Consider the following 23184-nt stretch of genomic DNA (forward strand, 5'->3'; position numbering starts at 1 on the left):
CGTACTGGATTCCCCAGTGCGCAATTGCGCACAAGGCAGGAAATGACAGCGAGGTGGGAGGGGCCTTGCGTCACTCCAGCCCCAGTCCGCGATAATGCCATTCTGCTCCTAACGAACTTCGGATAATGCGTAAGTTGTTGTTTTCGCACGCCCCGTCTACGGTGCATGGGGTTGTTTTGCGACTTTTTATTCTCCGGTCGTCTGGGCTCGGACGGAATCCGAGCGGCTCTCACATTCGCGTGCGGAAAAATTCCGTCTGAATCCTCGCGACCGCTTGAAAGATTAATCATGCGGTCCGCCGCACACGCAGTGCTCGCATCGCTATTTTTCCGCGAGTCTCGACACGTCCGATAAGGCGCACCATCATTCCCGAACGCAGACGAATGACGGCCGCGTGCGGCCGGGAGTGTGGAATGCAGCGTCGGGACTTTCTGAAACTGTCGATTGGAACAGCGGCCGCCGCTGTCTTCGCGTCACCCGCCATCGCGCAAGGCGCGGTGAAGGAAATTCGTATCGGCTATCAGAAGACCGGCGTGCTGGTCATCACGCGCCAGCAGGCCGCGCTGGAAAAACATTTCTCGCCGCAAGGCATCGAGGTGAAATGGATCGAGTTCTCCTCCGGTCCCCCGATGATGGAGGCGATGAACGTCGGCAGCGTGGATTTCGGCGCGGTGGGCGATTCCCCGCCGGTGTTCGCCCAGGCCGCGGGCGCCGCGATCGTCTATGCCGCCGGCCAGCCCATCACCAACGGCCAGGGCATCCTGGTGCCCAAGGAATCGCCGATTCGCGACATCGCCGACCTCAAGGGCAAGCGCATCGGCTTCACCAAGGGCTCCAGCGCCCACAACGTCGTGGTGCAGACGCTGGAGAAGGCCGGTCTCACCTATGCCGACATCACACCGGTCTACCTGACGCCGCCGGATGCCGGCCCCGCCTTCGCCAATGGCAGCATCGAGGCCTGGGCGATCTGGGATCCCTATTTCGCGATCGGCGAGACCAAGCAGAACGGCCGCATCCTGATCAATGCGCGTGAGGTCACCAAGACCAATTCCTTCTACATCGCCAATCGCGAGTTCGCGAAGAATCACGGCGCGATCTTGCAGCAGATCGTCGATGTGACCACCGCGGCCGGCAAGTGGGCCGAACAGCATCGCGACGAAGTCGCCAAATCGCTCGCGGCGATCACCGGCGTCCCGCTGGATATCCAGACCGTCGCCGCCAATCGCGCGAACTTCGTGGTCGGCCCCGTCACCGACGACATCATCGCGACCCAGCAGGGTGTCGCCGACCGCTTCCACAAGCTCGGCCTGATCCCTAAGCCGATCGTGATCCGCGACATCGTCTGGCGCAACCCGGCGGCCTGATCGTGCCGGCCGATCTTCCCATCCAAAGAGGTCTGAACATGAAGCGTATCGTCCAACGCGTGATCGCAGCCATCGTGCTGTCGATCGGCATCGTCGCGGCCGCTGTCGGCACCTCCTACGGTCAGGACAAGGTGGTCCGCATCGGCTACCAGAAATACGGCAAGCTGGTGCTGCTCAAGAGCAAGGGCACGCTGGAGCCGAAGCTCGAGGCCTTCGGCTACAAGGTGGTGTGGACCGAATTCCCGTCGGGTCCGCCGCTGCTCGAAGCGCTCAATGTCGGCGCGATCGATCTCGGCAACACCGGCGAAGCCCCGCCGATCTTCGCGCAGGCCGCCGGCGCGCCGATCCAGTATGTCGCCTATGAGCCGCCGGCGCCGAAGGGCGAGGCGATCCTGGTGCCGAAGGACAGCCCGCTGAAGTCGGTCACTGATCTCAAGGGCAAGAAGGTCGCGCTCAACAAGGGCTCCAACGTCCATTATCTGCTGGTCAAGGCGCTGGAGAAGGCCGGCGTCAAATACTCGGAGATCGAGCCGGTATTCCTCGCGCCGGCCGACGCCCGTGCCGCCTTCGAGCGCGGCGCTGTCGATGCCTGGGTGATCTGGGATCCGTTCCAGGCGGCGGCGGAAGCGGCCACCGGCGCGCGCACGCTGGCCGACGGCACCGGCACCGTTGCCAACTACCAGTTCTACTTCTCCTCCAAGAAATTCCTAGAAGCCAACCCGAAGATCGTCGAGGCCGTGTTAGCCGAGCTCAGCACGGTCGACGATTGGGCCAAGGGCGACATCCATGCGGTGGCCGAGCAGCTCGCGCCGTCGATCGGTCTTTCGGTCCCCGTGGTCGAGGTGGCGCTGAAGCGGCAGGCCTACGGCATCAAGCCGATCACCGACGCTGTCATCGCCGACCAACAGCAGGTTGCCGACGCATTCTTCGCGCTGGGCTTGATTCCCAAATCCATCAGGATTTCCGACGTGGCTCGGAAGTCAGGTTCGTGAGCACAGTCATGAGTAAGCAAGCAAGCGCCAACATCCTCTGGTTCCTGCCGACGCACGGTGACGGCCGCTATCTCGGCACCGGCATCGGCGGGCGCGAGGTCAACTTCAACTATCTGCGCCAGATCGCGCAGGCCGCGGACCAGCTCGGCTATTTCGGCGTGCTGCTGCCGACGGGGCGGTCCTGCGAGGATTCCTGGATCGTCGCTTCCTCAGTCGCGCCGTTCACCGAGCGCCTGCGCTATCTCGTGGCCGTGCGCCCCGGCCTGCAGTCACCGAGTGTCGCGGCGCGCATGACCGCGACGCTCGACCGTGTCACCAATGGCCGGCTTCTCGTCAACGTGGTCACGGGCGGCGATCCCGTCGAGAACAAAGGCGACGGCATCTTCCTCGCTCACGACGAGCGTTACGAGGTCACCCGCGAGTTCCTGGGCGTCTACAGCGACCTGCTTGCCGGCAAGACCGTGAACGTCGAAGGCAAGCACATCCATGTCGAAGGCGGCAAGTTGCTGTTCCCGCCGGTGCAGTCGCCGCGGCCGCCGCTCTATTTCGGCGGCTCGTCCGATGCGGGCATCGACGTCGCGGTCGACACCGTCGACAAATATCTCACCTGGGGCGAGCCGCCGGCGCTGGTCGCCGAGAAGATCGCGAAGGTGAGGGAGGTCGCGGCCGCGCGTGGCCGCAAGCTGTCATTCGGCATCCGCCTTCATGTGATTGTCCGCGAGACCAATGAGGAGGCTTGGCGCGCCGCCAACGAATTGATCAAGCACATGAGCGACGACACCATCGCGCTGGCGCAGAAGAACTTTGCCCGCATGGACTCGGTCGGTCAGCAGCGCATGGCGCAGCTTCATGGCGGCAAGCGCGACAAGCTCGAGATCGCCCCGAACCTGTGGGCCGGTGTCGGCCTCGTGCGCGGCGGCGCCGGCACGGCGCTGGTCGGAGACGCCCAGACGGTGGCGGCGCGCATTAGGGAGTATCAGGACCTCGGCATCGATACCTTCATCATGTCGGGCTACCCGCATTTGGAGGAAGCCTATCGCTTCGCCGAGCTGGTGTTTCCGCTGCTCGCGCTGGATCAGCCCGGCAACGTGACCAGGCTGCATTTCAACGGCGGCCCCTTCGGCGAGACCGTCGGCAGCGATTTCCGTCCGCAGCATCGGGTGTCGCAATCATGAGCCTCATCGACAGCATCTCGCTTCCCCGCAGCATCCGCCTGCCGCGCGTGGACGGCCTGATCCAGTGGATCCTGCCGCTCGCCGTCATCGCGATCTGGCAAATCGCCTGCGTCACCGGCTTCGTGCCGACGCGCGTGCTGCCTGCGCCGAGCGACGTCGCGCTGGCCGGCTGGAAGCTGCTGCTCTCCGGCGAGCTCGTCCGCAACATCTGGGTCTCGTTCTGGCGCGCCTCGGTCGGCTTTTTGATCGGCGGCAGCATCGGCTTCGCCTTCGGCCTCGCCAACGGCCTGTCGCAGCTCTCGGCCAAGCTCACTGACACCACGCTGCAGATGGTGCGCAACGTGCCGCATCTGGCGCTGATCCCGCTGGTCATCCTGTGGTTCGGCATCGACGAGAGCGCCAAGCTCTTCCTGGTGGCGCTGGGCGTGTTCTTCCCGATCTACCTCAACACGCTGCACGGCATCCGCACCGTCGATCCGCAGCTGATCGAGATGGGTCGCATCTACGGCATGACCGATGGCGAACTGTTCCGCCGCGTCATCTTCCCGGGCGCGCTGCCCTCGATCTTCGTCGGCATCCGCTTCGCGCTCGGCATCATGTGGCTGACGCTGATCGTCGCGGAAACGATCGCGGCCTCGTCAGGCCTCGGCTACATGGCGATGCAGGCGCGCGAGTTCATGCTGATCGACGTCGTCGTGCTCTCGATCCTGATCTACGCCCTGCTCGGCAAGCTCGCCGACAGCGCCTCCCGCCTGCTGGAGCGGGCGACGCTCGCCTGGCACCCCGCCTTCCAGAAACGTTGAGCAGAAACACTGGGACTCACATGCAGACAGCGCTTCGCACCTCCCTTTCCGAGACCGAGCTCGCCAGCCGCTCCAATTTCGCGCCACATGCCCGCGTGGTGCGCGAAGAGCGCCCTGTTCACACCAGCGGCCTGCCGCTCAGCATCCGGGGCTTGCGCAAATCCTTCGGCGATAACGAGGTGCTGCGCGGCATTGATCTTCACATTCCCGCTGGCCAGTTCGTCGCGATCGTCGGCAAGAGCGGCTGCGGCAAGAGCACCCTGCTGCGCCTCATCGCTGGTCTGGAAAAAATCGATGCCGGGAGCATCAGCTTCGGCCAGGACATCCAGCCCGAAGACATCCGCGTGATGTTCCAGGAGCCGCGGCTGCTCCCCTGGGCGCGCGTGCTGGCCAATGTCGAGGTCGGCCTCGGCCGCGACCGTGCGTCGAAGGATGCGCATGCCCGCGCCGAGAAGGCGCTGACCGAGGTCGGCCTCGCCGACAAGCGCGACCAGTGGCCTTCGCTGCTCTCGGGCGGCCAGAAGCAGCGCGTCGCGCTTGCGCGCGCGCTGGTGTCCCGCCCGCGCGTGCTCGCCTTCGACGAGCCGCTCGGCGCCCTGGACGCGCTGACCCGGATCTCGATGCAGCGCCTCCTGGAGCGGGTCTGGCGCGACCAGGGCTTTACCGCGATCCTGGTGACCCACGACGTCTCCGAGGCGGTGGCGCTGGCGGACCGGGTGCTGGTGATCGAGGACGGCCGCATCGCCCACGATGTCGTGGTTAATGCAGGCAGGCCGCGCCAGCGTGGTTCGGCCGAGCTGGCCGGCCTCGAAGGCTCGATTCTGAGCCACCTTTTGTCGGCGGACGATCGTACCTAAATAGAGGGAACCCCATTTCGGGGAGCAATGCCATGAATGTAGTGCCCCGCGATCTCATGACTGAAATCCCCGTTTCGCCCGCCGATTTCCGCGGCGCCATGCGCCACCTCACCGGCGGCGTCAGCATCATCACCGCGGGGCGGGGCAAGGATATCACCGGCATGACCGTGACCTCGGTGACGTCACTGTCGGTCGAGCCGCCGACGCTGCTGGTCAGCATCAATCGCGACGCCTCGTCCTTCCCGCTGATTAAGCGGCATGGTGCCTTCGGCGTGAACATCCTCAATGCCGACCAGCTCGATGTTGCCGAGCGCTTTGCCGGCAAGGGTGGGTTCAAGGGTGCCGATCGATTCGCGGGCAGTCAGTGGGTGACGGCGGTCTCGGGTGTCCCGCTCCTGGTCGGCGCGCTCTCGGCCTTCGATTGCGAAGTCGAGGAGATCGTCGAACGCCATTCGCACGGCATCGTCATCGGACAGGTCAGGAACATCAGGAGCTCGGCTCGCACCGCTGCACTGGCCTATTGGCACGGCCAATATGTGGCGGTCGATCAGGACGAAGATGCGGCCAGGCTCGCAGATGTCAGCCTTCCCGCACGCAGCCGGCGCGGCATTTGATCGCCGCGGGCTGTCGGCGCAGAGGCTGGCCTTTTCCCTGACACCGCTCTAGAAGCGCCCAGAGCCTTCCGCATCGGGACGGCAATGGAGCGGGACAATGAAGCGCGTGGCGACCTGGTTCTTCTACGCCATTGGTGCGCTCGCGATCGTCTATCTCGCGCTCTACGCTTACACGATGTTCTCGGGCCAGCCGATCGTGCCGGGCGATCCCATTCACATCTTCCGCAAGCCCGACGCGCCGAGTTATTCGTGAGGTGACCGCGCGCGGCGAATGTGGCGCGCGGCTCTCTCGACCGTCACGCCCGGATCAAGCCGGGCATGACGAGCGAGCGCGCAACGGCTACCCCCGCAAAATCGCCAGTGCCAGCGCCTGCGCACGCGGGACGATGCTGTCGATATCTAGATATTCCTCCGGCGTGTGCGCGAGCCCGCCGACCGGGCCGAGGCCGCAGATGGTCGGCGTGCCGACTGCGGCGGTGAAGCCGGAATCGGCGCAGCCGCCGGAGAACTCGCCCTGCAGCGTGGTGAGGCCGACCTGTCTTGCCGCGGCCTGGTAGTTCTCGAACAGCGCCTTCGACTCCGCGCTCTGCACCACCGGCACGAACTCGCCCTTGATGGTGAGCGTCGCGCTCGTGCCCGGCACGTACGACGTCGCGGCGATGTTTTCGATCGCGGCCATCACGGTCGCCCGATCTGCCGGATCGACGTAGCGCAGGTCGATCTGGCCCTCGGCGTAAGGCGCCGTCGTGTTGACGGACTGACCGCCCGAGACGAGGCCGACATTGAGCGTGATGCCCTTGTCCAGATTGGTCAGCGCGTGGATCTGTACGATCTTGTGCGCGAGCTCGCCGATCGCGCTGACGCCGGCAGCGAAGTTCGCGCCGGAATGCGCGGCCTTGCCGGTGATGGCGAGATGCATGAAGATGCCGCCTTTACGTCCTGTGACCACATTCCCGGTGGGACGGCCAGGCTCGGAATTGAACACGGCGCGCGCGGCGCGTCCCTCGCGTTCGATCACGGGCCGGGAGGAAGGCGAGCCGATCTCCTCGTCCGAGGTGATCAGCACCTTGATCGGATGCGGTGCGCCGCCGAATTTGTGGAAGGCTGTTGCGACGAACACGTTCATGACGAGGCCGGACTTCATGTCGGCGACACCAGGTCCATAGGCGCGGCCATCTCGGATCGTGAACGGACGCCGTCCAGCCTCGCCCTTGCCGAACACGGTGTCGCGATGTCCCATCAACAGCACCGGCTTCTCGTTGCTGCCGTGCTTGGCCACCTCGGCATGGATCGCATCGCCGAAGCTGTCGTTTTCCTCGCGCCGAAAAGGAATGCCATGCTCGGCAAAATGCCGCTCGAATCGTGCCCCGACCGCATCGACGCCTTCCTTGTCGTAGGACCCGGAATCGATGTTCACGACGTCGCGCAGCAGGTCGATCATGGCCTGCTTCTGCGACGCCAGCCATTGCGTGATTTGAGCTTCAGACATGTGGTCCCTCGCGTGGTTGTCGAGCGGGGTTATAGGGCCTGGCGCACGCCTGACATAGTCGCCGGATGCGGTGCGGCCATGTGTTCAGCTCCCGTAGATGGGGTAACGGGCCGACCAACCAGGCCGCCCGCTCCCCCTCTACGAGACCTTCCCGGTGGACGCACGAAACAAAATGCCCGGGACCAGCCCGGGCATTCGTATCCTCTCGACGATCGTAGCCGGTCACGCCCCCACCATCGGCATCCGCGGATACTCACCCGGCGTTCCCGCAGGGGGGATCGGGATGCCGCCGTCGGCGTATTCGTTGAGCTTGTTGCGTAGCGTGCGGATCGAGATGCCGAGGATGTTGGCGGCATGGGTGCGGTTGCCGAGGCAGTGCTTCAGCGTCTCCAAGATCAAGTCGCGTTCGACGTCGGCAACGGTGCGGCCCACGAGCGCGCGCGTCACCTGCTCGGCGGCCATGGTCGCATGCGCCACGGCCGGAGGCGTCCTGGCGAGATCGAGACGGTCGCCGTCCGGAGTGATGATCGCGTCGGGTCCGATCTCGTCGCCCTGCGCCATCAGCACGGCGCGGTGCATGGTGTTTTCGAGCTCGCGGACGTTGCCCTGCCAGCGGTTGGTGGAGAGCACGCGGCGGGCTTCCGCCGAGATCGGGCGCAGCGGCACGCCGTTGGCGTCGGCGTATTTCTTCACGAAATGCTGGGCGAGCTCCAGGATGTCGGCCGGTCGCTCGCGCAGCGGCGGGATCTTCAAATTGACCACGTTGAGGCGGAACAGCAGGTCTTCGCGGAACGTGCCTTCGCGCACGGCCTCCGCCAGGTTGCGGTTCGAGGTCGCGACGATGCGGATGTCGACCGGCACCGGCTTGGTGCCACCGACGCGATCGATCACGCGCTCCTGGATGGCGCGCAGCAGTTTCGATTGCAGGCGGACGTCCATCTCCGAGATTTCGTCGAGCAGCAGCGTGCCGCCGGTCGCTTCCTCGAACTTGCCGATACGACGCGCGACCGCGCCGGTGAAGGCGCCCTTCTCGTGGCCGAACAGCTCGGACTCCAGGAGATGCTCGGGGATCGCGGCGCAGTTGATCGAGATGAAGGGCCGCTTGGCGCGGGCCGAGCGGGAGTGAACGTAGCGGGCCAGCACTTCCTTGCCCGTGCCGGATTCGCCGGTGATCATCACCGAGGCGTCGGAGCCCGCGATCTGCTGGGCGAGCTTGATCACCTTTGCCATCGCTTCGTCACGATAGACCAGCTCGCGGGAATCGTTGGCGACGGCAGCCAGCACCGCGGCAATCAGCTCCGGATCCGGCGGCAAAGGGATGTATTCCTTGGCCCCCGCGTGGATCGCGGCGACGGCGGCGCGGGCGTCGTTGGTGATGCCGCAGGCGACGATCGGAGCGTGGATGTGCTCGGCCTCGAGCCGCAGCGCGAGGTCGCGGATGTCGAGCGCGACATCGACGAGCAGGAGGTCGGCGCCCTTGCCGCCACGCAGCACGCGCATCGCCTGCTCGTGATCTTCGGCATGGGTCACGGTGGCGCCGTTCTCCATCGCGATCTTGGTGGCGGTGGTGAGCTGGCCCTTCAATGTGCCAACGATGAGAAGCCGCATGTCAGTCTCCTGTCCGTCTGTCCGCGCTGCCGCGCGTCATGTCCTTGTGTGTTAGCCGCGTTCGGCCTTGATGATTTCCGTCATGGTTACGCCGAGCTTGTCCTCGACCAGGACGACTTCGCCGCGGGCGACCAGCTTGTTGTTGACGTAGATGTCGATGGCTTCGCCGACGCGGCGGTCCAGCTCGAGCACGGTGCCCGGTCCGAGCTTCAGGAGCTCGCCGACGTCCATCTTGGAGCGGCCGAGCACGGCCGAGACCTGCACGGGAACGTCGAACACCGCTTCGAGGTCGGCGGCCGCGCGCGCCGCATATTCGTCCTCGTTGTAGCCGATGTCGGTGCCGGCAGGCGGCATCGGCCCATTGAGATCGGGCAGCGGGACCTGTCCGTCAGTGTCGCTCATGGTTTAGCTCCCCCTGCGGGACGCGATATAGCGTCCGACCATTTCATCGATCTTGGCCGCGATGGCGCCGCGCTCCAGCACGACGCCGCCATCGGCCCATTCGATCCGGCAGTCGCCGGTGGCAATGTCCGGCTCGGCCAGGATCACCAGCCGGCCCTCGAAGCCGCTCTGCTTGGCGAGCCGCTCGATCTTCTCGCGTGCGCTGTCGTAGAGCGAATCGTTGATGCGGACGACGAGATGCGGCGTCGCGACCAGATGCGAGAAGCAGTCCTTGACCAGCGCGATGACCTCGCCGAGCGGCTCGGCCGCGATGAGATCGGCGCACAGCTTGCGCGCCACCGCGACGGCGACCTCGACCGCCTCGGTCTCCATCTTGGTCTCGATGCTGCCGATGCCCGAGGCGACGCCCCGAATTGAGATGTTGATTTCTTCCATGGCGAGTGCGACGCGGCGGTCGCTCTCGGCCTTGGCTTCGCGCTGGCCGGCGGCAAAGCCGTCCTGATAGGCGCGCGCCTCGGCTTCCGCGACCTTCTGGGCGATCTCGGCTGCGGTCGCGCCTTTCTCGTGCGTCGACCGCTCGGGGGCCGCGAAGTCGGTGTCGAACAAGAATTTTGCCGGAGCGGCCATCAGTACACCAGCTCGTCGTCGGCGCGGTTCTTGGTCAGCATGATCTCGCCCTTGGCGGCGAGGTCCTTGGCGAGGTTGACCAGCAGCGCCTGGGCCTCGTCGACGTCGCGAAGTCGGACCGGGCCCATCGCCGCCATGTCGTCCTGGAGCATCTTGGCCGCGCGCGAGGACATGTTGCCGAAGAAGAAGTTGCGGACGTCCTCGTTCGCGCTCTTGAGCGCGACGCCGAGCTTGTCCTTGTCGACGTTGCGCATCAGGGTCTGGGCGGAGCCGGAATCGAGCTTCACGAGGTCGTCGAAGGTGAACATCAGCGCCTTGATGCGCTCGGCGGATTCGCGGTTGTCCTCTTCCAGCGAGGTGATGAAGCGGGTCTCGGTCTGGCGGTCGAAGTTGTTGAAGATCTCCGCCATCACCTCGTGGGCGTCGCGGCGGCGGGTCTGCGACAGGTTGGACATGAATTCGGTCCGCAGCGTTTTTTCCACGCTCTCGATCACCTCCTTCTGCACCGCTTCCATCTTCAGCATGCGGTTGACGACGTCGAGCGCGAGCTCCTCGGGCAGGATGGCGAGCACCCGGGCGGCATGCTCCGGCTTCAGCTTCGACAGCACCACCGCGATGGTCTGCGGGTATTCGTTCTTGAGATAGTTGGCGAGAACCTCCTCCTGCACGTTGGAGAGCTTCTCCCACATGTTACGCCCCGCGGGACCGCGGATCTCGTCCATGATGCCGTTGACGCGCTCCGGCGGCAGGTATTGCTGGAGCAGGCGCTCGGTGGCGTCGAAATTGCCCATCAGCGCGCCCGAAGCCGACATGCGCGAGACGAATTCGAGCAGCATGTCCTCGACGGTGTCGACCTCGACCGTGCCGAGCGTCGACATCTCCAGCGAGAGCTGGCGCACCTCGTCGTCGTCGAGCAGCGACCAGATCTTGCCGCCATATTGCTCGCCGAGCGCCAGCATCAGGATCGCGGCGCGCTTCGGCCCGGTCAGACCTTCGGTCTTGGCGCCGCCCGCGCGGTTGCCGGCGCGCTGACCGAGCGTTGAGATCACGCTGGTGATGTCGTTGGAGTTGGCGTTTTGCAAAGAGGCGGCCATGTCAGATCACTTCTTGATTCGCTTGGCTGTTACTTGGCTGGCTCGGTCAGCCACTGGCGGATGATGGCGACGGTTTCGTTGGGGTTGCGCTCGGCGAGTTCGCCGACGCGATGAACGGACTGGGCGTGGACCTGGCCCTGGATGGTGGCGACGTCGATGGCGCTGGCGGCGCCGCTCGGCAGCAGCGGCTGGCCAGCTGCCGGTGCTGCCTCTTCCGAGGCGGCTGGGCCCGTCAGCACGCCGGAGATGGCGGCGGCGACCTCGTCGGAGGCCAGGATGCGCTTGACCAGCGGGCGGATCACCAGGAACAGGACGACGAGGCCGAGCAGCATCATCACGCCGAGCTCGACGAAGTACATGACATCGTCCTTCGTGAACTGCAGCATGCCGAGGAAGCCTGAGGGTTCACCGATCGGGGCGGTGGAGGGGGCGTCGGCGAAGCGCAGGTTGACAACCTCGACCTGGTCGCCGCGCTTCTGGTCGAAGCCGATCGCCGAGCGCACCAGCGCAGCGATGCGGTCGAGCTGCTCCTTGGTGCGGTCCTGATAGGCCAGCTCGCCCTTGTCGTTCTTGGTGTAGATGCCGTCGACCAGCACCGCGACCGAGATGCGGTTGACCCGGCCGGCCTCGGTCACCTCGGTCTTGGTGGTGCGGGAGATCTCGTAATTGTTGGTCTCCTCGGTCTTCTTGCTCTGGTCCTTGGCCGCGACGCCGTTGTTCTGCTGGTTGCCGGGCAGCTCGTTGTTCACGGTGACCTGGCCGTTGTTGTCGGCCGTCATGCTCTGCTCTTCGCGGGTCTGGCTCGAGCGCAGCACGCGGCCTTCGGGGTCGAACTTGTCCGAGGTCTGGGTGATCTTGTTGAAGTCGAAATCGGCGGAGAGCTGCACCCGGGCGCGGCCCGAGCCGACCACGGAGGAGACGATGTCCTCGACCTGCTTGCGCATCCGCTTTTCGAAGGCGATGCGGCGCTCGTCGCCGACCGCCTGTTCCGGATCGGTCGCCGCGCCATCGGCGAGCAGCTGGCCGGCCTCATCGACGATCGAGACCCGCTGCGGCTTCAGTCCGTTGACGGCGGAGGCGACGAGGTGGCGGATGGCGCGGATCTGCTGGGCTTCCAGCGAGCCGCGGACGCGCACCACGATCGAGGCCGACGGCTCCGGCGCCTCGCGCGCAAACAGAGGGCGCTCGGGCAGCACCAGATGGACGCGGGCGGCCTGGATGCGGTCGATGGCGCGGATGGTGCGGGCGAGTTCGCCTTCCAGCGCGCGCAGGTGATTGATGTTCTGGACGAAAGAGGTGGTGCCGAGGGCGTCGGACTTGTCGAACACCTCGTAGCCGACACCGCCGCCCTTGGGCAGGCCGCCCTCGGCGAGCTTCATCCGCAGCCGGGTGACCTTGTCCTTGGGCACCATGATGATGGAGCCCTCATTGCGGATTTCGAACTGGATGCCCTGGCGTTCCAGGTCTTTGATGATGCTGGAGGAATCCTCGACGGACAGATCGGTGAACAGCGTCGTCATCTGCGGCGTGGTGACGCGCATGATGACGAAGGCAAAGAAGCCGATGAGCGCGGCAGTGACCGCGATCATCGCCCCGAACCGGGCGGCACCGATACTCTTCAGAAAGTCCGCAAGCCCTTGCAAGCAACCGCCCCACAGATTCGGCTGCTTTCACCGGAAAGGCCGACTGGGCAATTATTGCCTAGGTGATGGTTTCCATATGGTTAACGAAGATTAAGAGGTCGGACAAAACTGCCTCATGAAAAAAATCGGCCTCGCAGGGCGAGGCCGATTTTCGTCGAAAGCCGCAGATTTCCGGATCGCTTACTGGCGATATTGCTGGATGCGGGTGGTGCGAAGACCCGCCAGACCGTGCTGGTCGATGGAAAACTGCCAGGAGAGGAATTCGTCGACCGTCAGGGTATAACGGCTGCAGGCCTCCTCGAGGGAGAGAAGTCCGCCACGGACAGCGGCGACGACTTCGGCCTTGCGGCGGATGACCCAGCGTTTGGTGCCGGGTGCAGGCAGATCCGCGATCGTCAACGGACTGCCGTCCGGCCCGATGACGTATTTTACCCTCGGGCGATGGGGTTCTGTCATGGCGTACTCACAAACTCTCAACCACTGAACTCACGCCGTAACCCTACGCCTCGCGGCTTAAAAATCCGCTAAGCCTAAGGCTTCAATACAATTCTCGTTGAAACTTGCGGGAACGCGGCCGGCCCGGCGCGCTGAAAGGCCGGCCGGGCAATGCAGAAGGTAAATACTTTACTAACGCCGAACGGCTTTTGCGGGCTCGGCGCGAGCCCGGAACTCTGATCCACCTCTCCCGGAGGGCCGGAGGGAGAGGTCGGATCGCATCCGAAGATGCGATCCGGGTGAGGGGTTACGCTCTCACCGGACGCTGCGGCTCCTCACCCGGACTGCTGCGCAATCCGACCTCTCCCCGTCGGGGAGAGGTGTTACGAGCCTCAATTGCTGCTCGCGATGATGCTCTTGACCTGGCTCAGCGTGTAGCTGGCGCCGTCGATGGTGAGCAGCGGCGGCGACTGGGTCAGGTCGACCGACGACACCACGCCCTGCACCTGCGCGGCGATGCCGACATTGTCGTTCGCAATGTCCTTGCCCGTGGCCGAGATCGTGTACTTGCCGTCGGGCCATTGCGTGCCGTCATTGCCCATGCCGTTCCAGGTGAAGGGGATGTCGGTGCCGGCGGCGGCAGTGTATTTGCCGGTGAACACGGTCTGGCCGCTGGAATTGGCGATGGTGATCTCGACAGTGGAGTCGGTGGGCACGTTGAGATGCCAGGTCGCCGACGAGTTCTTCATCGTCGCGGTCGAGCCGTCGACCAGGGCGGTCTTGCCGACGAAGCCCAGCGCCTGGGTCGCCTGCGTGGTCTGCTGCAGGGTGACGAGCCGCGACAGCGAATCGTTGGTCTTGAGTTGCTGCTCGACGCCGGCGAACTGCACCAGCTGTTGGGTGAACTGGTTGGTGTCGAGCGGATCGAGCGGGTTCTGGTTCTGCAGCTGCGTCGTCAGCAGCGTCAGGAAGGTCTGGAAATTGCCGGCGAGCGTCGACCCCGTGGTCGAGCTCATCGACGAACTCGACGAGGATTTCGGGATGTCGGTCGTCCCGGAGACGGGCGTCGGGGCGGTGGCGGCATTCGTGGTGGTCATTGTCGAATACTCCTCACACTCTGATGTCGACGCCGCCGCTCGATCCGAGCATGCGGCCATAGCCGCGCCCGACGGGCGCCGCGGGAACGCTGTCGTCCTCGCTGATGATCAGCCGGCGGGCATTGCCATTGTCGTTGTTTTGGCCGGACTGCTGTCCCGATGAATTCTGGTCGCGCAGACTGAAGGACAGCCCGTTGTTGCCGGTCTTGAAGCCGGCATCGTCGAGCGCGCGCTGCAATTGCGGCGCATCCTGACGCAGCATTTGCAGCGTCTCCGGCTTCTCCACGGTGAGGTGCGAGGTAACCTGGCCGTTGCGGTCGACATTGATGCGCACGTCGATGCGGCCGAGCTCGGCCGGGTCGAGGCTGATATCAAACCGGGATTTGCCGGCGCGAATGGCGGCTGCGATCTCGATCGGCACGCCGCTGATCGGCACGGCGGTGTGGGTCGCCGCGGTCGCGGTGAGCGTCGCGGTCGATGCCGTGGCAGCCGAGGTCGTGTTGGTCAGCGGCGCCTGTACGGCGGAAGCGGCTTGTGCGCTGGTGTCCGTCGGGGCGGCAGCGGCTTGCGTGCCCGCATGCGCGGGCGCGGCCGGCGCGCCTTGTGTCGGATCGGCGGGACCTGCCTTCGCGTCGGTCGCTCCGCCATCTGCCTGTGGCTTGACGCCTTGGGCATGCGAGGCGGTCACGGTCGCTGTTGCCGGAGCCTGCGTCGTCGCGGCGTTCGCCTTGCCGGCGTCCTGGCCGATATTCGAGACGTCGGTCTGAGCCTGCGCGGTGGCGGCGGCCTTGAACGAGGTTTTTGGCGTGCCCTGGCTGACGACGGCGATCAGCCCGCCATTGGCCTTGGCATCGGTCGCGGCGGCCTCGCTCGTGCCGGTCGCGATCTCGCCGAGCGCCGTCGTGGTGCCGGCATCGACCTCGGCGCCTGCAGTCTTGGTACCTGCAGCCTTGGCACCTGCAGCCTTGGCGCTCTTGTCGCCGGCGGTGGCGGTATCGGTCTTGGTGCCGGCGATCTGCGCCGCAGTGGAGGCACTGGCGGCTAGACCTGCCGCGGCGATCGTCAACGGTGAGGCGGCGGCATCGCCGGCCTGGCTCGCAGCCGCATTCGGATCGACTGGGACGACCGGCGCGGCAACGACGACGCTGGGATCGGGCAGGGCAGTCTGCGCCGCATCGGCCGCCACGGCGGCAGCCGCATCGGCCGCGGCGGTGAGGGCGTCGGTGCCCTCGGTCTTGTCGGCCTTCTCGTCGGATTTGTCCGCCGGTTTGGCGTCCGATGTCTCGGACTTGTTCTTGATCTTGCCGGCGTCCTTGCCCGCGTCCTTGGCCGGATCGCTGGTCGCATCGCTCTTGTCATTCTTCGCCGGCGCGGGCGTATCGGTATCGTCGCTCGCCTTGCTCTGCGCAGGCTGGTCCGTGGACGAGGTGTCGCGTGAACTCCGGTCGGATGCAGTCGAGGATGACGCGGAATCGCTCCGGCGCGGCGCGCTGTCCTGCGCCTGCGCATTGTTGCTGATCGCCTGGGTGTTGCTGTCGACCAGCGAGCCGAAGGAGTCTGTCGCGGACGCGTCCTTCGGCGCCTGTGAGCGGGCAGGTTTTTGCTGCGCGTTTTGGACTTGCGCGCTTGCCACGACATCTGACGTACGACCAACCACAGGCAACCCCTTGGAAGCAACTTCGGACAAGTGGTAGCAAGGAGCGGGCCAGCGTCTCTTCGCGTCAGTTTATCTAGCAAAATCAACATTTTGACGATTTGCGGCGGCAGCCGGGCAGCGCTCTGCGGCCCCGCCATTTCTGCCGCCTCGGCAAGAATTGCCCAAAGCCGGCTGCCCGCGTGATTGCTTCACCGGAATGCCGCCTATATTAAAGAGGTTACTCTCAACCGCTTTCGACTTGGGCAGTCGTGCTCTTCGGGAACTAAAGTTCCGGGGGATTGCCGATGTCCCGCGAGAAGGCACAGCAATCGCGGATCGCGCTACGCCGCCGTCACAACGCTTTAGGGCCCATGCTCAATAGTCTGGATCTCGAAGGCCGTCCCGAGGACACAAGAGTCGTCGTCGCCATGTCGGGCGGTGTCGATTCCTCGACGACGGCTGCGCTGCTGAAGGCTGAGGGCTACGACGTCGTCGGCATAACGCTGCAGCTTTACGACCATGGCGCGGCTACCCACCGCAAGGGCGCCTGCTGCGCCGGCCAGGACATCCACGACGCCCGCGACGTCGCCGCCAAGCTCGGCATTCCCCATTACGTGCTCGATTACGAGGACCGCTTCCGCGAGTCCGTCATCGACAATTTCGCCGACTCCTATGCTCTTGGCGAGACGCCGGTGCCCTGCATCGAGTGCAACCGCAGCGTCAAATTCCGCGACCTCCTGAAGACCGCGCGCGAGCTTGGCGCCCAGGCGCTCGCCACCGGCCATTACGTCGCCTCGCGCCGTCAGCGCGACGGCTCGCGCGCGCTGGTTTGCGCGGCAGACAGCGACCGCGACCAGAGCTATTTCCTGTTCGCGACCACGCAGGAGCAGCTCGACTTCCTGCGTTTTCCGCTCGGCGACATGACCAAGCCCGAGACGCGCGAGCTCGCGCGACGCTTTGGGCTCGCGGTCGCCGACAAGCACGACAGCCAGGACATCTGCTTCGTGCCGACGGGCCGTTACACCGACATCATCACGCGCCTGCGCCCGAATGCGATGGATCCCGGCGACATCGTCGATCTCGATGGACGCGTGCTCGGTCAGCATCACGGCATCGCCAATTTCACCGTCGGCCAGCGCCGCGGCCTTGGCATCGCCTCCGGCTCGCCGTTGTTCGTGGTGCGGCTGGATGCAGCGCACCGCCGCGTCGTCGTCGGCCCGCGCGATGCGCTGAAGATGCACCGCATCAGCTTGCGCGACGTCAATTGGATCGGCGGCGGCGACATCGACCGCGCCATCGGCGGCGGCCTCGAAATGTTCGTACGCGTGCGCTCGACCCGCAGCCCCCAGGCAGCGTGGCTGCGCGGCGGCAATGGCCATTACGAGGTCGAGCTCGTTGCCGGCGAGGAAGGCGTCTCGCCGGGACAGGCCTGCGTGTTCTACGACGCACCTGGCGGCCAGGCCCGCGTGCTCGGCGGCGGCTTTATCCAGAGCGCCGCGGCGAAGGTCACGAACGATGCAGCGAGGCCACTGGTGGAAGCAGTCCGCGGCTGAGGGATGACGAAATCTAGCGCAACTGATTGGGCTGGGTTTACCTCTCCCCGACGGGGAGAGGTCGGATTGCGCCTGGCGATGCGAAGCATCGTCCCGTGCAATCCGGGTGAGGGGCCGCAGCTGTCATTCAGACCGCAACCCCTCACCCGGATCGCATCGTCGATGCGATCCGACCTCTCCCTCCGGGAGAGGTAAAGAAGGGCAGGGGGCATGGCAGCAGACATCTCGCGGGCCGGGGTCGAGAGGGCCTATGGCCGCTGGGCACCGGTCTATGATCTCGTGTTCGGCAAGGTGTTCGACGCCGGCCGGCAGTCGACCATTGCGGAAGCCGACCGCATCGGCGGCCGCATCCTCGACGTCGGCGTCGGCACCGGGCTGTCGCTATCGGACTACGCGCGCACCACGAAGATCTGCGGCGTCGACATCTCCGAGCCGATGCTGCGCAAGGCGCAGGCGCGCGTGCGCGCGCTGCGCCTCTCCAATGTCGAAGTGCTCTCGGTGATGGATGCGAAGAACCTCGCCTTCCCCGACAACGCCTTCGACGCGGTGGTCGCGCAATATGTCATCACCGCCGTGCCCGATCCCGAAGGCACGCTCGACGAGTTCGTGCGCGTGCTCAAGCGCGGCGGCGAGCTGATCCTCGTCAACCACATCGGCGCCGAAGACGGCCCTCGAAAATTGTTCGAGCTCGCCTTTGCCCCCATTGCCCGCCGCCTCGGCTGGCGCCCGGAATTCCCGTGGGCCCGCCTCGAGGGCTGGGCCGCCAAGCACGGCGGCATCACCCTCACCGAGCGCCGCCCCATGCCGCCGATGGGCCACTTCTCGCTGATCCGCTACCGCAAATCGTAATGTTCTGGGAGCGGAACAGCCCGCCCACCGCGCGCGTTTTTCTCTCATGCGCACGACATCAAACATCATTCTGGTCGGCCTCCTGATCGCCGCTTCAGGCGCTGCGATCGCGCAGGCCCCGCCCGCCCCGGCGACGCCGCAGCAACAGACCGCGCCGCCATCCCCGCAACATGCGACGGGTTGCACCCCGCAGGACCGTCCGAATCGCCAGTCCGACGGCACCACCACCGGCCAGTCCCGGGAACCGCTCGGAGACAAGCTGGCCAAATCGGAGGGCGTGCTTTGCCCGCCCTCCGGCATCGACCCCGAGATGCACGCCCCGGCCCCCGACACCGGCGCCAATACCCCGGTGATCCCGCCCCCCGGCAGCCCCGGTGGCGACCCCAATGTGAGACCGAAATAGGGGTCTCGTCCTTTGCCTCTCCCCGCGCGCGGGGAGAGGCCGAAATCCTGCACAGATTTCGGGTGAGGGGACTCAGCGCGAGTCTGAAGCCTGAAACAAGCGAATTCGATCGCTAAATCAGCCGGCCTCGCCGGCTACTTTGCTTGACAGCCCGCCGCCCCCTTCCTTATATGCCGCGCGTTCGCGAGATCGGCCTTATTCGCCGCCGCGATCCCTGTGGCGGGGTAGCTCAGCTGGTTAGAGCACGGGAATCATAATCCTGGGGTCGGGGGTTCGAGTCCCTCCCCCGCTACCACCTTTCCCCACACTCCTTTGACCTGGTTGGGATAGGCCTTTTCCCCGAGCAGGGCATTTAGCCGGCCTGCTATCTCCACGGCTACACCACCTGGCCGGGCTGTATCGCGGAACACAGTGACTGTGTCGACCAGGTCTCTGATGGCTTCGGCGGCCTCTCCGTCGCCCGCACTAGCACCTTTTGCTAGCGCTTCTTCAAGCCGGCCGAGCTGCTCCTCGTATCGTTTGAGGATGGCCGGATGCAGCGCGACTTCCTTCGGGGCGAGCGGTTCACTCTGCAACTCCTCAGATATCCGCTTTCGTTGGGCATCTAAGGCCGTCGATCGCGGCCCGAGAACGGATGGATCGCCATGTCCTTTTGCGATCGCATCCACCAGTCGTTCGATTTCCCGGTTTAGTTCCCCAAGCTGCTGCTCAAGGCGGTGCCGTTTTGCATTTGATGAAGCCGCGAGGCGCTTCCGCTCCTCAAGATACGTGCGTACGTATTCCGAAATAACCTTGGGCGCGCGCAGTTCGGCCTTTAACCCACTGAGAACCGCACTCTCGACTGTGTCCAAATAGAAAGTCTTGCCATCAGGACATGTGCCGCTCTCTGTGGATGCCGAGCAGCGAATACGCACGCGCCCCGATTTGTCGCGCCCATTCGTTGCCATACCCGAGCCGCATGAACCGCAACGGAGTAAGCCAGATAACATCCGCCGGGCCCGACGTTGATGGCTGGGGTGGCCGTGGCTGCGCTCCCCTTTGCGTTGTTGGGCAGCAGTGAATAGTTCTGGATTGACAATCGCAAGATGCGGCACTTCAGCAACCTGCCAGTCACTCTTCGGATTCGGTCGTGACAGGCGCTTTCCCGAGTCGGGATCTTTCACCATCCTGACCTTGTTCCAGACGAGGCGTCCTACATAAAGCTCGTTCTGCAGAATTCCGGCGCCACGCTCAACGTTGCCATTGATAGTTGAAGCATTCCATGCGCGCCCTCGCGGAGGTGATACCCTTTCCTTGTTGAGATCGTGTGCGATCTCGCGAGGCGTTCGACCATCCACGTATTCCTGAAATATGCGCCGGATCACTTGTGCCTCGGCCTCGACAACCACTCGTTCGCCGCTTCTTCCAGTGACCGCCGCGTACCCGTATGTCAGGCCGCCGCCAGCCAAACCTTGCTTGACCCGCCCCGCTTGGCCGCGACGCACTTTGTGCGCATTGTCCTCACGATAGAGTTGTCCGACCAAACCGCGAAGGCCGACCAGCACGGTGTTAACGACTCCCTCGTGGACCGCCCGGATCTCGATCCCGAGAAATGACAGCCGCTTATGAATGCCAGCGAGATCTTCCATATCGCGAGAGAGGCGATCGAGCGCTTCGACGATTACCACGTCGAAGGATCTCTCTCGCGCCTGGTCCAACATCCGAAGAAGGCCTTCGCGGCCCATTATGGACCCGCCTGAACGAGCCCGATCTTCATGGGTACTGACAACAGTTAAACCTTCGCGCTCGGCATAGCTTTGACAAAGTGAAAGCTGATCCTCAATCGATCGCTCGTTCTGCAGATCGGTTGAGAATCGAGCATAGATCGTCGCTCTTTTCCTTGTCGTCTCTTCGATTGGCGAGCTCTCTTTCATGATCTTCCCTCGCGGCCACACGAGCAAGTACTCGCGCGAGACGTAAGATCGCCTTGTCTGGATTCGTCTGCAAGAAAAATTTGCGATCAGTTTCCCGCACGATCGAGCCTCTAGGCCATCGCGCGGCTCAACGAGGTGCACGCACCTGCGCGGGCGCCAGTCGATAAGAGGTGGTGGGGACCGATCATCTCGAGCATCCTGCTCGGATGATAACTAAGTGCAACGGCCGCTATGAGCTTGTCGTGCAATCGGATGCTTAAGCGAAGAAAAAGAGAGGAGCGAACGGCTTTGATTGCGCCTAATTGATACTCCTCGGAGGGGCCTATCGTCTCAATCTAGCGAATACGAGGGTGGAAACTCCGGGCTCCGTCACGGGGCTCTGTTCCAGCTATCGATTTCGCCACCAGTTCGCTCTGATTGGACCTGTAGCTAGACCGTAGGCGAGGAGGTGGTGGATGGCTCAAATGTCCCTAGGCAGGTCTATCCAGGCGAGCGGAAATGGACTTTGCGGCTCTTGCAACGATCGACCGCGTGCGTGGCACCCGAAGTTTCTTGCCTTATCTGACAATCTCGCCGTACCTGATGAGCCAAGCGCGTCGGGAACTATATTGTTCCCTGCAGTTACAGCTTACGAACGGCATCTTGGTCTAGGGACCGACGGCACACGGTAACGCCCACGCGCTCGACACAATCGTCACCGACGTCGAGAGACAACCTTCAAGTTTGACGAAGTTACCTCGTGGGCCTTTCGCCAACAGATAACTTTCTCGATGAAACAGCGTTCGAACAAGCGAAGCGCACCATAGCTACCGATCTTTGACGAAATCGATGCCTTTCGCGGCCCTTGTCCCATGAGAGAAAGATGCACCGACGAGAGACGGGAATGGCGAGCCGCAGGATGAGGCCCGAAGGTCCGATAAATTGATGTCCTCCTTTGCTTTACATGCCTCTCTCTGACGGCCAAAAGCGGCGACCGTACCAAACTCGTTTTTAAGGGACTTTGATGAGACCATTCCTACTTCCGTTTGCACTGCTCGTGCCGATGAGCTCTGATGCGTCTCAATACGTCCGCCACCGCGGAGGACGGCTCGACTGTCGCCCTGTTCTCGACGGTTTACAACGTAGCGGTATCGCTCACGGCAGCCGTGGTGCGCGTTGAACGACCGATATACGATCGACCCTCAGCGCCAGATCCAGAACCCATCACTTGCTTATCTGAGGTGAGAAGCACCGCGGGCAATCTAGGCTGAGGAGAAACCGTAATCAGCAATCCATCCGGGCACCCACCGGAGCAGCGGGGAAGTTCAACTTCCCGGGATTGGCGGAGTAAACGCGCATGTTGGTGCGACAACTCATGAGGGCTAAGGTCGTGTGAGGCTATGAATCTGACAGGTGCCTTGCGGGACTTCACTCTACAATCCAGATTGCCCATTATTCCTACAGGCCCCGCCGCTTAGAGGCAGCGATATGTGAGCATGCAGCTTTCCAGCTTGATAGGACGACCATGGTACTTGGCATAGATGTGGTGAAAGCTAGTTTTGGTGAGTTGGAAAGGCGCAGTTTGATTGCGACAATGATCGGGCCGTCATTCCTTTTCCGAAGCACCCCGGTTTCGAAGAGATATTTACACAGACTCTCATTGGCGATTCGCGCAACCGCAATAAGTATACGGTGCGGTACGATTTTGTGCCGAATTTTGTCTCAAATGGAGGGCGCAGATAGCGAATTTTGCGAAACGCCTTCAGGTTCTGACATTTTGATATTTCCTGAAAGAAGGCGGGTGGCTTTCACGTGCCCTCTAATGATGCGGAAGTCGCGAATCAGATCCGGCCTCCTATCGGAGCAGGTTGGTCGGCACAACGAGTCGTTTTCACTCCAGCTTCTCCTTCGTAAACCAGCGCAACCGACTAAGTCTGACAGGTGGCTTGCGGGACCTCTCGACGGTAAAAGGCAGAGCGCCCTGGGGCAGCCGCCCAAGGGTGCGAGGTGGCAGCGTTGCAGTGCCGTGACGCTGGCGAGCGGAGTTAGTGGCGCACGTGATAGGGACAGTGCTTTCCAAGGGCCTCTTCGACGAGCGCCGAGTCACGTCCTCATTTAACTTCGCTGGCAGCACGGAGCCGGTAGTTACAGCCGCTTTGAACAGCGCGCAGAGCCGGCCCGCGCTGCCTTCTCTCTAGTTCTAGACCTTCCGGGCTCGGAATACTTCAAAACACTAACCGGTGAGCCGTAACCGATTCCTGCTCGTCGATTCCTGTCAGCCAGAACCTCGAGACGCTGACGGCTGGCAGCCAGTTACGCTGCGGTGCGTAACTATCGCGATCTGCTGCATAAGTGGGCCGACACGTTCTTTGGCCAATGTCATCATGAATTGAGGCGCTGCCCAACGATACCGAGAGCCCCGAGATCGCCTCTTTCACCCAATGGACAGCGGCTCTGATCTCGACGAGTTACGTCGGCTTGCGCCCTTGTGTCCCCGAAATCTGCCAGAATGTGGCAACGGGCAGTTGGATCAGAACCGCCCGTTGCCGGAACTGAGCCCGTTGCGCCCAAAGGCGACAGAGCCTGCTAAAGAGCAAGGGACAGCTCCGGTGTCTTCCTGAACCCGAACAGTTGCAAGGGCTGCGAGCCCG

General features: G+C 63.9%; 20 protein-coding genes and 1 tRNA gene. 11 read left to right on the forward strand and 10 right to left on the reverse strand.

All coding sequences use genetic code 11. The features are described 5' to 3' along the window. Window positions 1-413 precede the first annotated feature (413 nt). From EAV90_RS21690 to EAV90_RS39600, 7 genes are all read left to right on the forward strand, one after another. Complete coding sequence (locus EAV90_RS21690; protein ID WP_122405550.1) at window positions 414-1364, forward strand: sulfonate ABC transporter substrate-binding protein; 951 nt, start codon at window positions 414-416, stop codon at window positions 1362-1364. 38 nt (window positions 1365-1402) lie between these two features. After that, window positions 1403-2356: a sulfonate ABC transporter substrate-binding protein gene (locus EAV90_RS21695; protein ID WP_122406922.1), complete on the forward strand. Its 954-nt coding sequence runs from the start codon at window positions 1403-1405 to the stop codon at window positions 2354-2356. A gap of 8 nt (window positions 2357-2364) precedes the next feature. Then, complete coding sequence (ssuD, locus tag EAV90_RS21700) at window positions 2365-3531, forward strand: FMNH2-dependent alkanesulfonate monooxygenase (RefSeq protein WP_122406921.1); 1167 nt, start codon at window positions 2365-2367, stop codon at window positions 3529-3531. Then, window positions 3528-4334 (forward strand): ABC transporter permease subunit, encoded by an 807-nt coding sequence (locus EAV90_RS21705; RefSeq protein WP_129144635.1) that lies wholly within the window; start codon window positions 3528-3530, stop codon window positions 4332-4334. The genes ssuD and EAV90_RS21705 overlap by 4 nt, the downstream gene beginning before the upstream one ends. A gap of 20 nt (window positions 4335-4354) precedes the next feature. Next, complete coding sequence (locus tag EAV90_RS21710; protein WP_122405548.1) at window positions 4355-5191, forward strand: ATP-binding cassette domain-containing protein; 837 nt, start codon at window positions 4355-4357, stop codon at window positions 5189-5191. Between the two features lie 32 nt (window positions 5192-5223). Beyond that, window positions 5224-5805: a flavin reductase family protein gene (locus tag EAV90_RS21715; protein ID WP_122405547.1), complete on the forward strand. Its 582-nt coding sequence runs from the start codon at window positions 5224-5226 to the stop codon at window positions 5803-5805. A 97-nt stretch (window positions 5806-5902) separates the two neighbouring features. Then, window positions 5903-6058, forward strand: coding sequence for a hypothetical protein (locus tag EAV90_RS39600; protein ID WP_164937050.1), 156 nt, complete (start codon window positions 5903-5905; stop codon window positions 6056-6058). A gap of 87 nt (window positions 6059-6145) precedes the next feature. Here EAV90_RS39600 and EAV90_RS21720 read toward each other — a convergent pair whose 3' ends face one another. The 9 genes from EAV90_RS21720 to EAV90_RS21760 form a co-directional block, all read right to left on the reverse strand. Then, window positions 6146-7294 (reverse strand): M20 family metallopeptidase, encoded by a 1149-nt coding sequence (locus EAV90_RS21720; RefSeq protein WP_122405546.1) that lies wholly within the window; start codon window positions 7292-7294, stop codon window positions 6146-6148. Window positions 7295-7516: 222 nt separating this feature from the next. Beyond that, the gene (gene flbD, locus EAV90_RS21725) at window positions 7517-8902 is read right to left on the reverse strand and encodes a sigma-54-dependent transcriptional regulator FlbD (RefSeq protein WP_122405545.1); all 1386 of its coding nucleotides are present in this window, start codon (window positions 8900-8902) and stop codon (window positions 7517-7519) included. A gap of 51 nt (window positions 8903-8953) precedes the next feature. Next, a complete protein-coding gene (gene fliN / locus EAV90_RS21730; RefSeq protein WP_122405544.1) occupies window positions 8954-9304 on the reverse strand; it encodes a flagellar motor switch protein FliN in 351 nt (116 codons plus the stop codon). Window positions 9305-9307: 3 nt separating this feature from the next. Then, window positions 9308-9931, reverse strand: coding sequence for a FliH/SctL family protein (locus EAV90_RS21735; protein ID WP_129144636.1), 624 nt, complete (start codon window positions 9929-9931; stop codon window positions 9308-9310). Then, window positions 9931-11025, reverse strand: a complete 1095-nt coding sequence (gene fliG / locus EAV90_RS21740; RefSeq protein WP_122405542.1) for a flagellar motor switch protein FliG — start codon at window positions 11023-11025, stop codon at window positions 9931-9933. The genes EAV90_RS21735 and fliG overlap by 1 nt, the downstream gene beginning before the upstream one ends. Window positions 11026-11054: 29 nt before the next feature. Then, on the reverse strand, window positions 11055-12668 hold the full coding sequence (gene fliF / locus EAV90_RS21745) for a flagellar basal-body MS-ring/collar protein FliF (protein ID WP_129144637.1): 1614 nt from the start codon (window positions 12666-12668) through the stop codon (window positions 11055-11057). Window positions 12669-12848: 180 nt separating this feature from the next. Beyond that, window positions 12849-13124, reverse strand: a complete 276-nt coding sequence (gene sciP / locus EAV90_RS21750) for a CtrA inhibitor SciP (RefSeq protein WP_002714638.1) — start codon at window positions 13122-13124, stop codon at window positions 12849-12851. Window positions 13125-13495: 371 nt separating this feature from the next. Beyond that, window positions 13496-14200 carry a flagellar hook assembly protein FlgD gene (locus EAV90_RS21755; protein ID WP_129144638.1) on the reverse strand — a complete coding sequence of 235 codons (705 nt, stop codon included), beginning with the start codon at window positions 14198-14200 and terminating at the stop codon, window positions 13496-13498. A gap of 13 nt (window positions 14201-14213) precedes the next feature. Beyond that, complete coding sequence (locus EAV90_RS21760; protein WP_122405539.1) at window positions 14214-15857, reverse strand: flagellar hook-length control protein FliK; 1644 nt, start codon at window positions 15855-15857, stop codon at window positions 14214-14216. A 350-nt stretch (window positions 15858-16207) separates the two neighbouring features. Between EAV90_RS21760 and mnmA the strand changes: the two genes are divergently transcribed. The 4 genes from mnmA to EAV90_RS21780 all read left to right on the forward strand — a co-directional run bounded on the left by mnmA (window position 16208) and on the right by EAV90_RS21780 (window position 18936). After that, on the forward strand, window positions 16208-17389 hold the full coding sequence (gene mnmA / locus EAV90_RS21765; RefSeq protein ID WP_122405538.1) for a tRNA 2-thiouridine(34) synthase MnmA: 1182 nt from the start codon (window positions 16208-16210) through the stop codon (window positions 17387-17389). 210 nt (window positions 17390-17599) lie between these two features. Further along, window positions 17600-18238 (forward strand): class I SAM-dependent methyltransferase, encoded by a 639-nt coding sequence (locus EAV90_RS21770; protein ID WP_122405537.1) that lies wholly within the window; start codon window positions 17600-17602, stop codon window positions 18236-18238. Between the two features lie 46 nt (window positions 18239-18284). After that, window positions 18285-18641, forward strand: coding sequence for a hypothetical protein (locus tag EAV90_RS21775; protein WP_122405536.1), 357 nt, complete (start codon window positions 18285-18287; stop codon window positions 18639-18641). 218 nt (window positions 18642-18859) lie between these two features. After that, window positions 18860-18936: transfer RNA gene (locus EAV90_RS21780), tRNA-Met, on the forward strand. Here the strand turns inward: EAV90_RS21780 and EAV90_RS21785 are convergent. Further along, a complete protein-coding gene (locus EAV90_RS21785; protein ID WP_129144642.1) occupies window positions 18893-20554 on the reverse strand; it encodes a recombinase family protein in 1662 nt (553 codons plus the stop codon). The genes EAV90_RS21780 and EAV90_RS21785 overlap by 44 nt on opposite strands. Between the last annotated feature and the right edge of the window lie 2630 nt (window positions 20555-23184).

Origin of the sequence: Bradyrhizobium vignae (genome assembly GCF_004114425.1) — a bacterium.
GTDB lineage: Bacteria > Pseudomonadota > Alphaproteobacteria > Rhizobiales > Xanthobacteraceae > Bradyrhizobium > Bradyrhizobium vignae.

Excerpts from the sequence above, each read along its gene's own strand:
- EAV90_RS21690 (WP_122405550.1), top strand. The coding sequence starts at position 414 with ATGCAGCGTCGGGACTTTCTGAAACTGTCGATTGGAACAGCGGCCGCC.
- EAV90_RS21695 (WP_122406922.1), top strand. The coding sequence starts at position 1,403 with ATGAAGCGTATCGTCCAACGCGTGATCGCAGCCATCGTGCTGTCGATC.
- ssuD (WP_122406921.1), top strand. The coding sequence starts at position 2,365 with ATGAGTAAGCAAGCAAGCGCCAACATCCTCTGGTTCCTGCCGACGCAC.
- EAV90_RS21705 (WP_129144635.1), top strand. The coding sequence starts at position 3,528 with ATGAGCCTCATCGACAGCATCTCGCTTCCCCGCAGCATCCGCCTGCCG.
- EAV90_RS21710 (WP_122405548.1), top strand. The coding sequence starts at position 4,355 with ATGCAGACAGCGCTTCGCACCTCCCTTTCCGAGACCGAGCTCGCCAGC.
- EAV90_RS21715 (WP_122405547.1), top strand. The coding sequence starts at position 5,224 with ATGAATGTAGTGCCCCGCGATCTCATGACTGAAATCCCCGTTTCGCCC.
- EAV90_RS39600 (WP_164937050.1), top strand. The coding sequence starts at position 5,903 with ATGAAGCGCGTGGCGACCTGGTTCTTCTACGCCATTGGTGCGCTCGCG.
- EAV90_RS21720 (WP_122405546.1), bottom strand. The coding sequence starts at position 7,294 with ATGTCTGAAGCTCAAATCACGCAATGGCTGGCGTCGCAGAAGCAGGCC.
- flbD (WP_122405545.1), bottom strand. The coding sequence starts at position 8,902 with ATGCGGCTTCTCATCGTTGGCACATTGAAGGGCCAGCTCACCACCGCC.
- fliN (WP_122405544.1), bottom strand. The coding sequence starts at position 9,304 with ATGAGCGACACTGACGGACAGGTCCCGCTGCCCGATCTCAATGGGCCG.
- EAV90_RS21735 (WP_129144636.1), bottom strand. The coding sequence starts at position 9,931 with ATGGCCGCTCCGGCAAAATTCTTGTTCGACACCGACTTCGCGGCCCCC.
- fliG (WP_122405542.1), bottom strand. The coding sequence starts at position 11,025 with ATGGCCGCCTCTTTGCAAAACGCCAACTCCAACGACATCACCAGCGTG.
- sciP (WP_002714638.1), bottom strand. The coding sequence starts at position 13,124 with ATGACAGAACCCCATCGCCCGAGGGTAAAATACGTCATCGGGCCGGAC.
- EAV90_RS21755 (WP_129144638.1), bottom strand. The coding sequence starts at position 14,200 with ATGACCACCACGAATGCCGCCACCGCCCCGACGCCCGTCTCCGGGACG.
- mnmA (WP_122405538.1), top strand. The coding sequence starts at position 16,208 with ATGCTCAATAGTCTGGATCTCGAAGGCCGTCCCGAGGACACAAGAGTC.
- EAV90_RS21770 (WP_122405537.1), top strand. The coding sequence starts at position 17,600 with ATGGCAGCAGACATCTCGCGGGCCGGGGTCGAGAGGGCCTATGGCCGC.
- EAV90_RS21775 (WP_122405536.1), top strand. The coding sequence starts at position 18,285 with ATGCGCACGACATCAAACATCATTCTGGTCGGCCTCCTGATCGCCGCT.
- EAV90_RS21785 (WP_129144642.1), bottom strand. The coding sequence starts at position 20,554 with ATGAAAGAGAGCTCGCCAATCGAAGAGACGACAAGGAAAAGAGCGACG.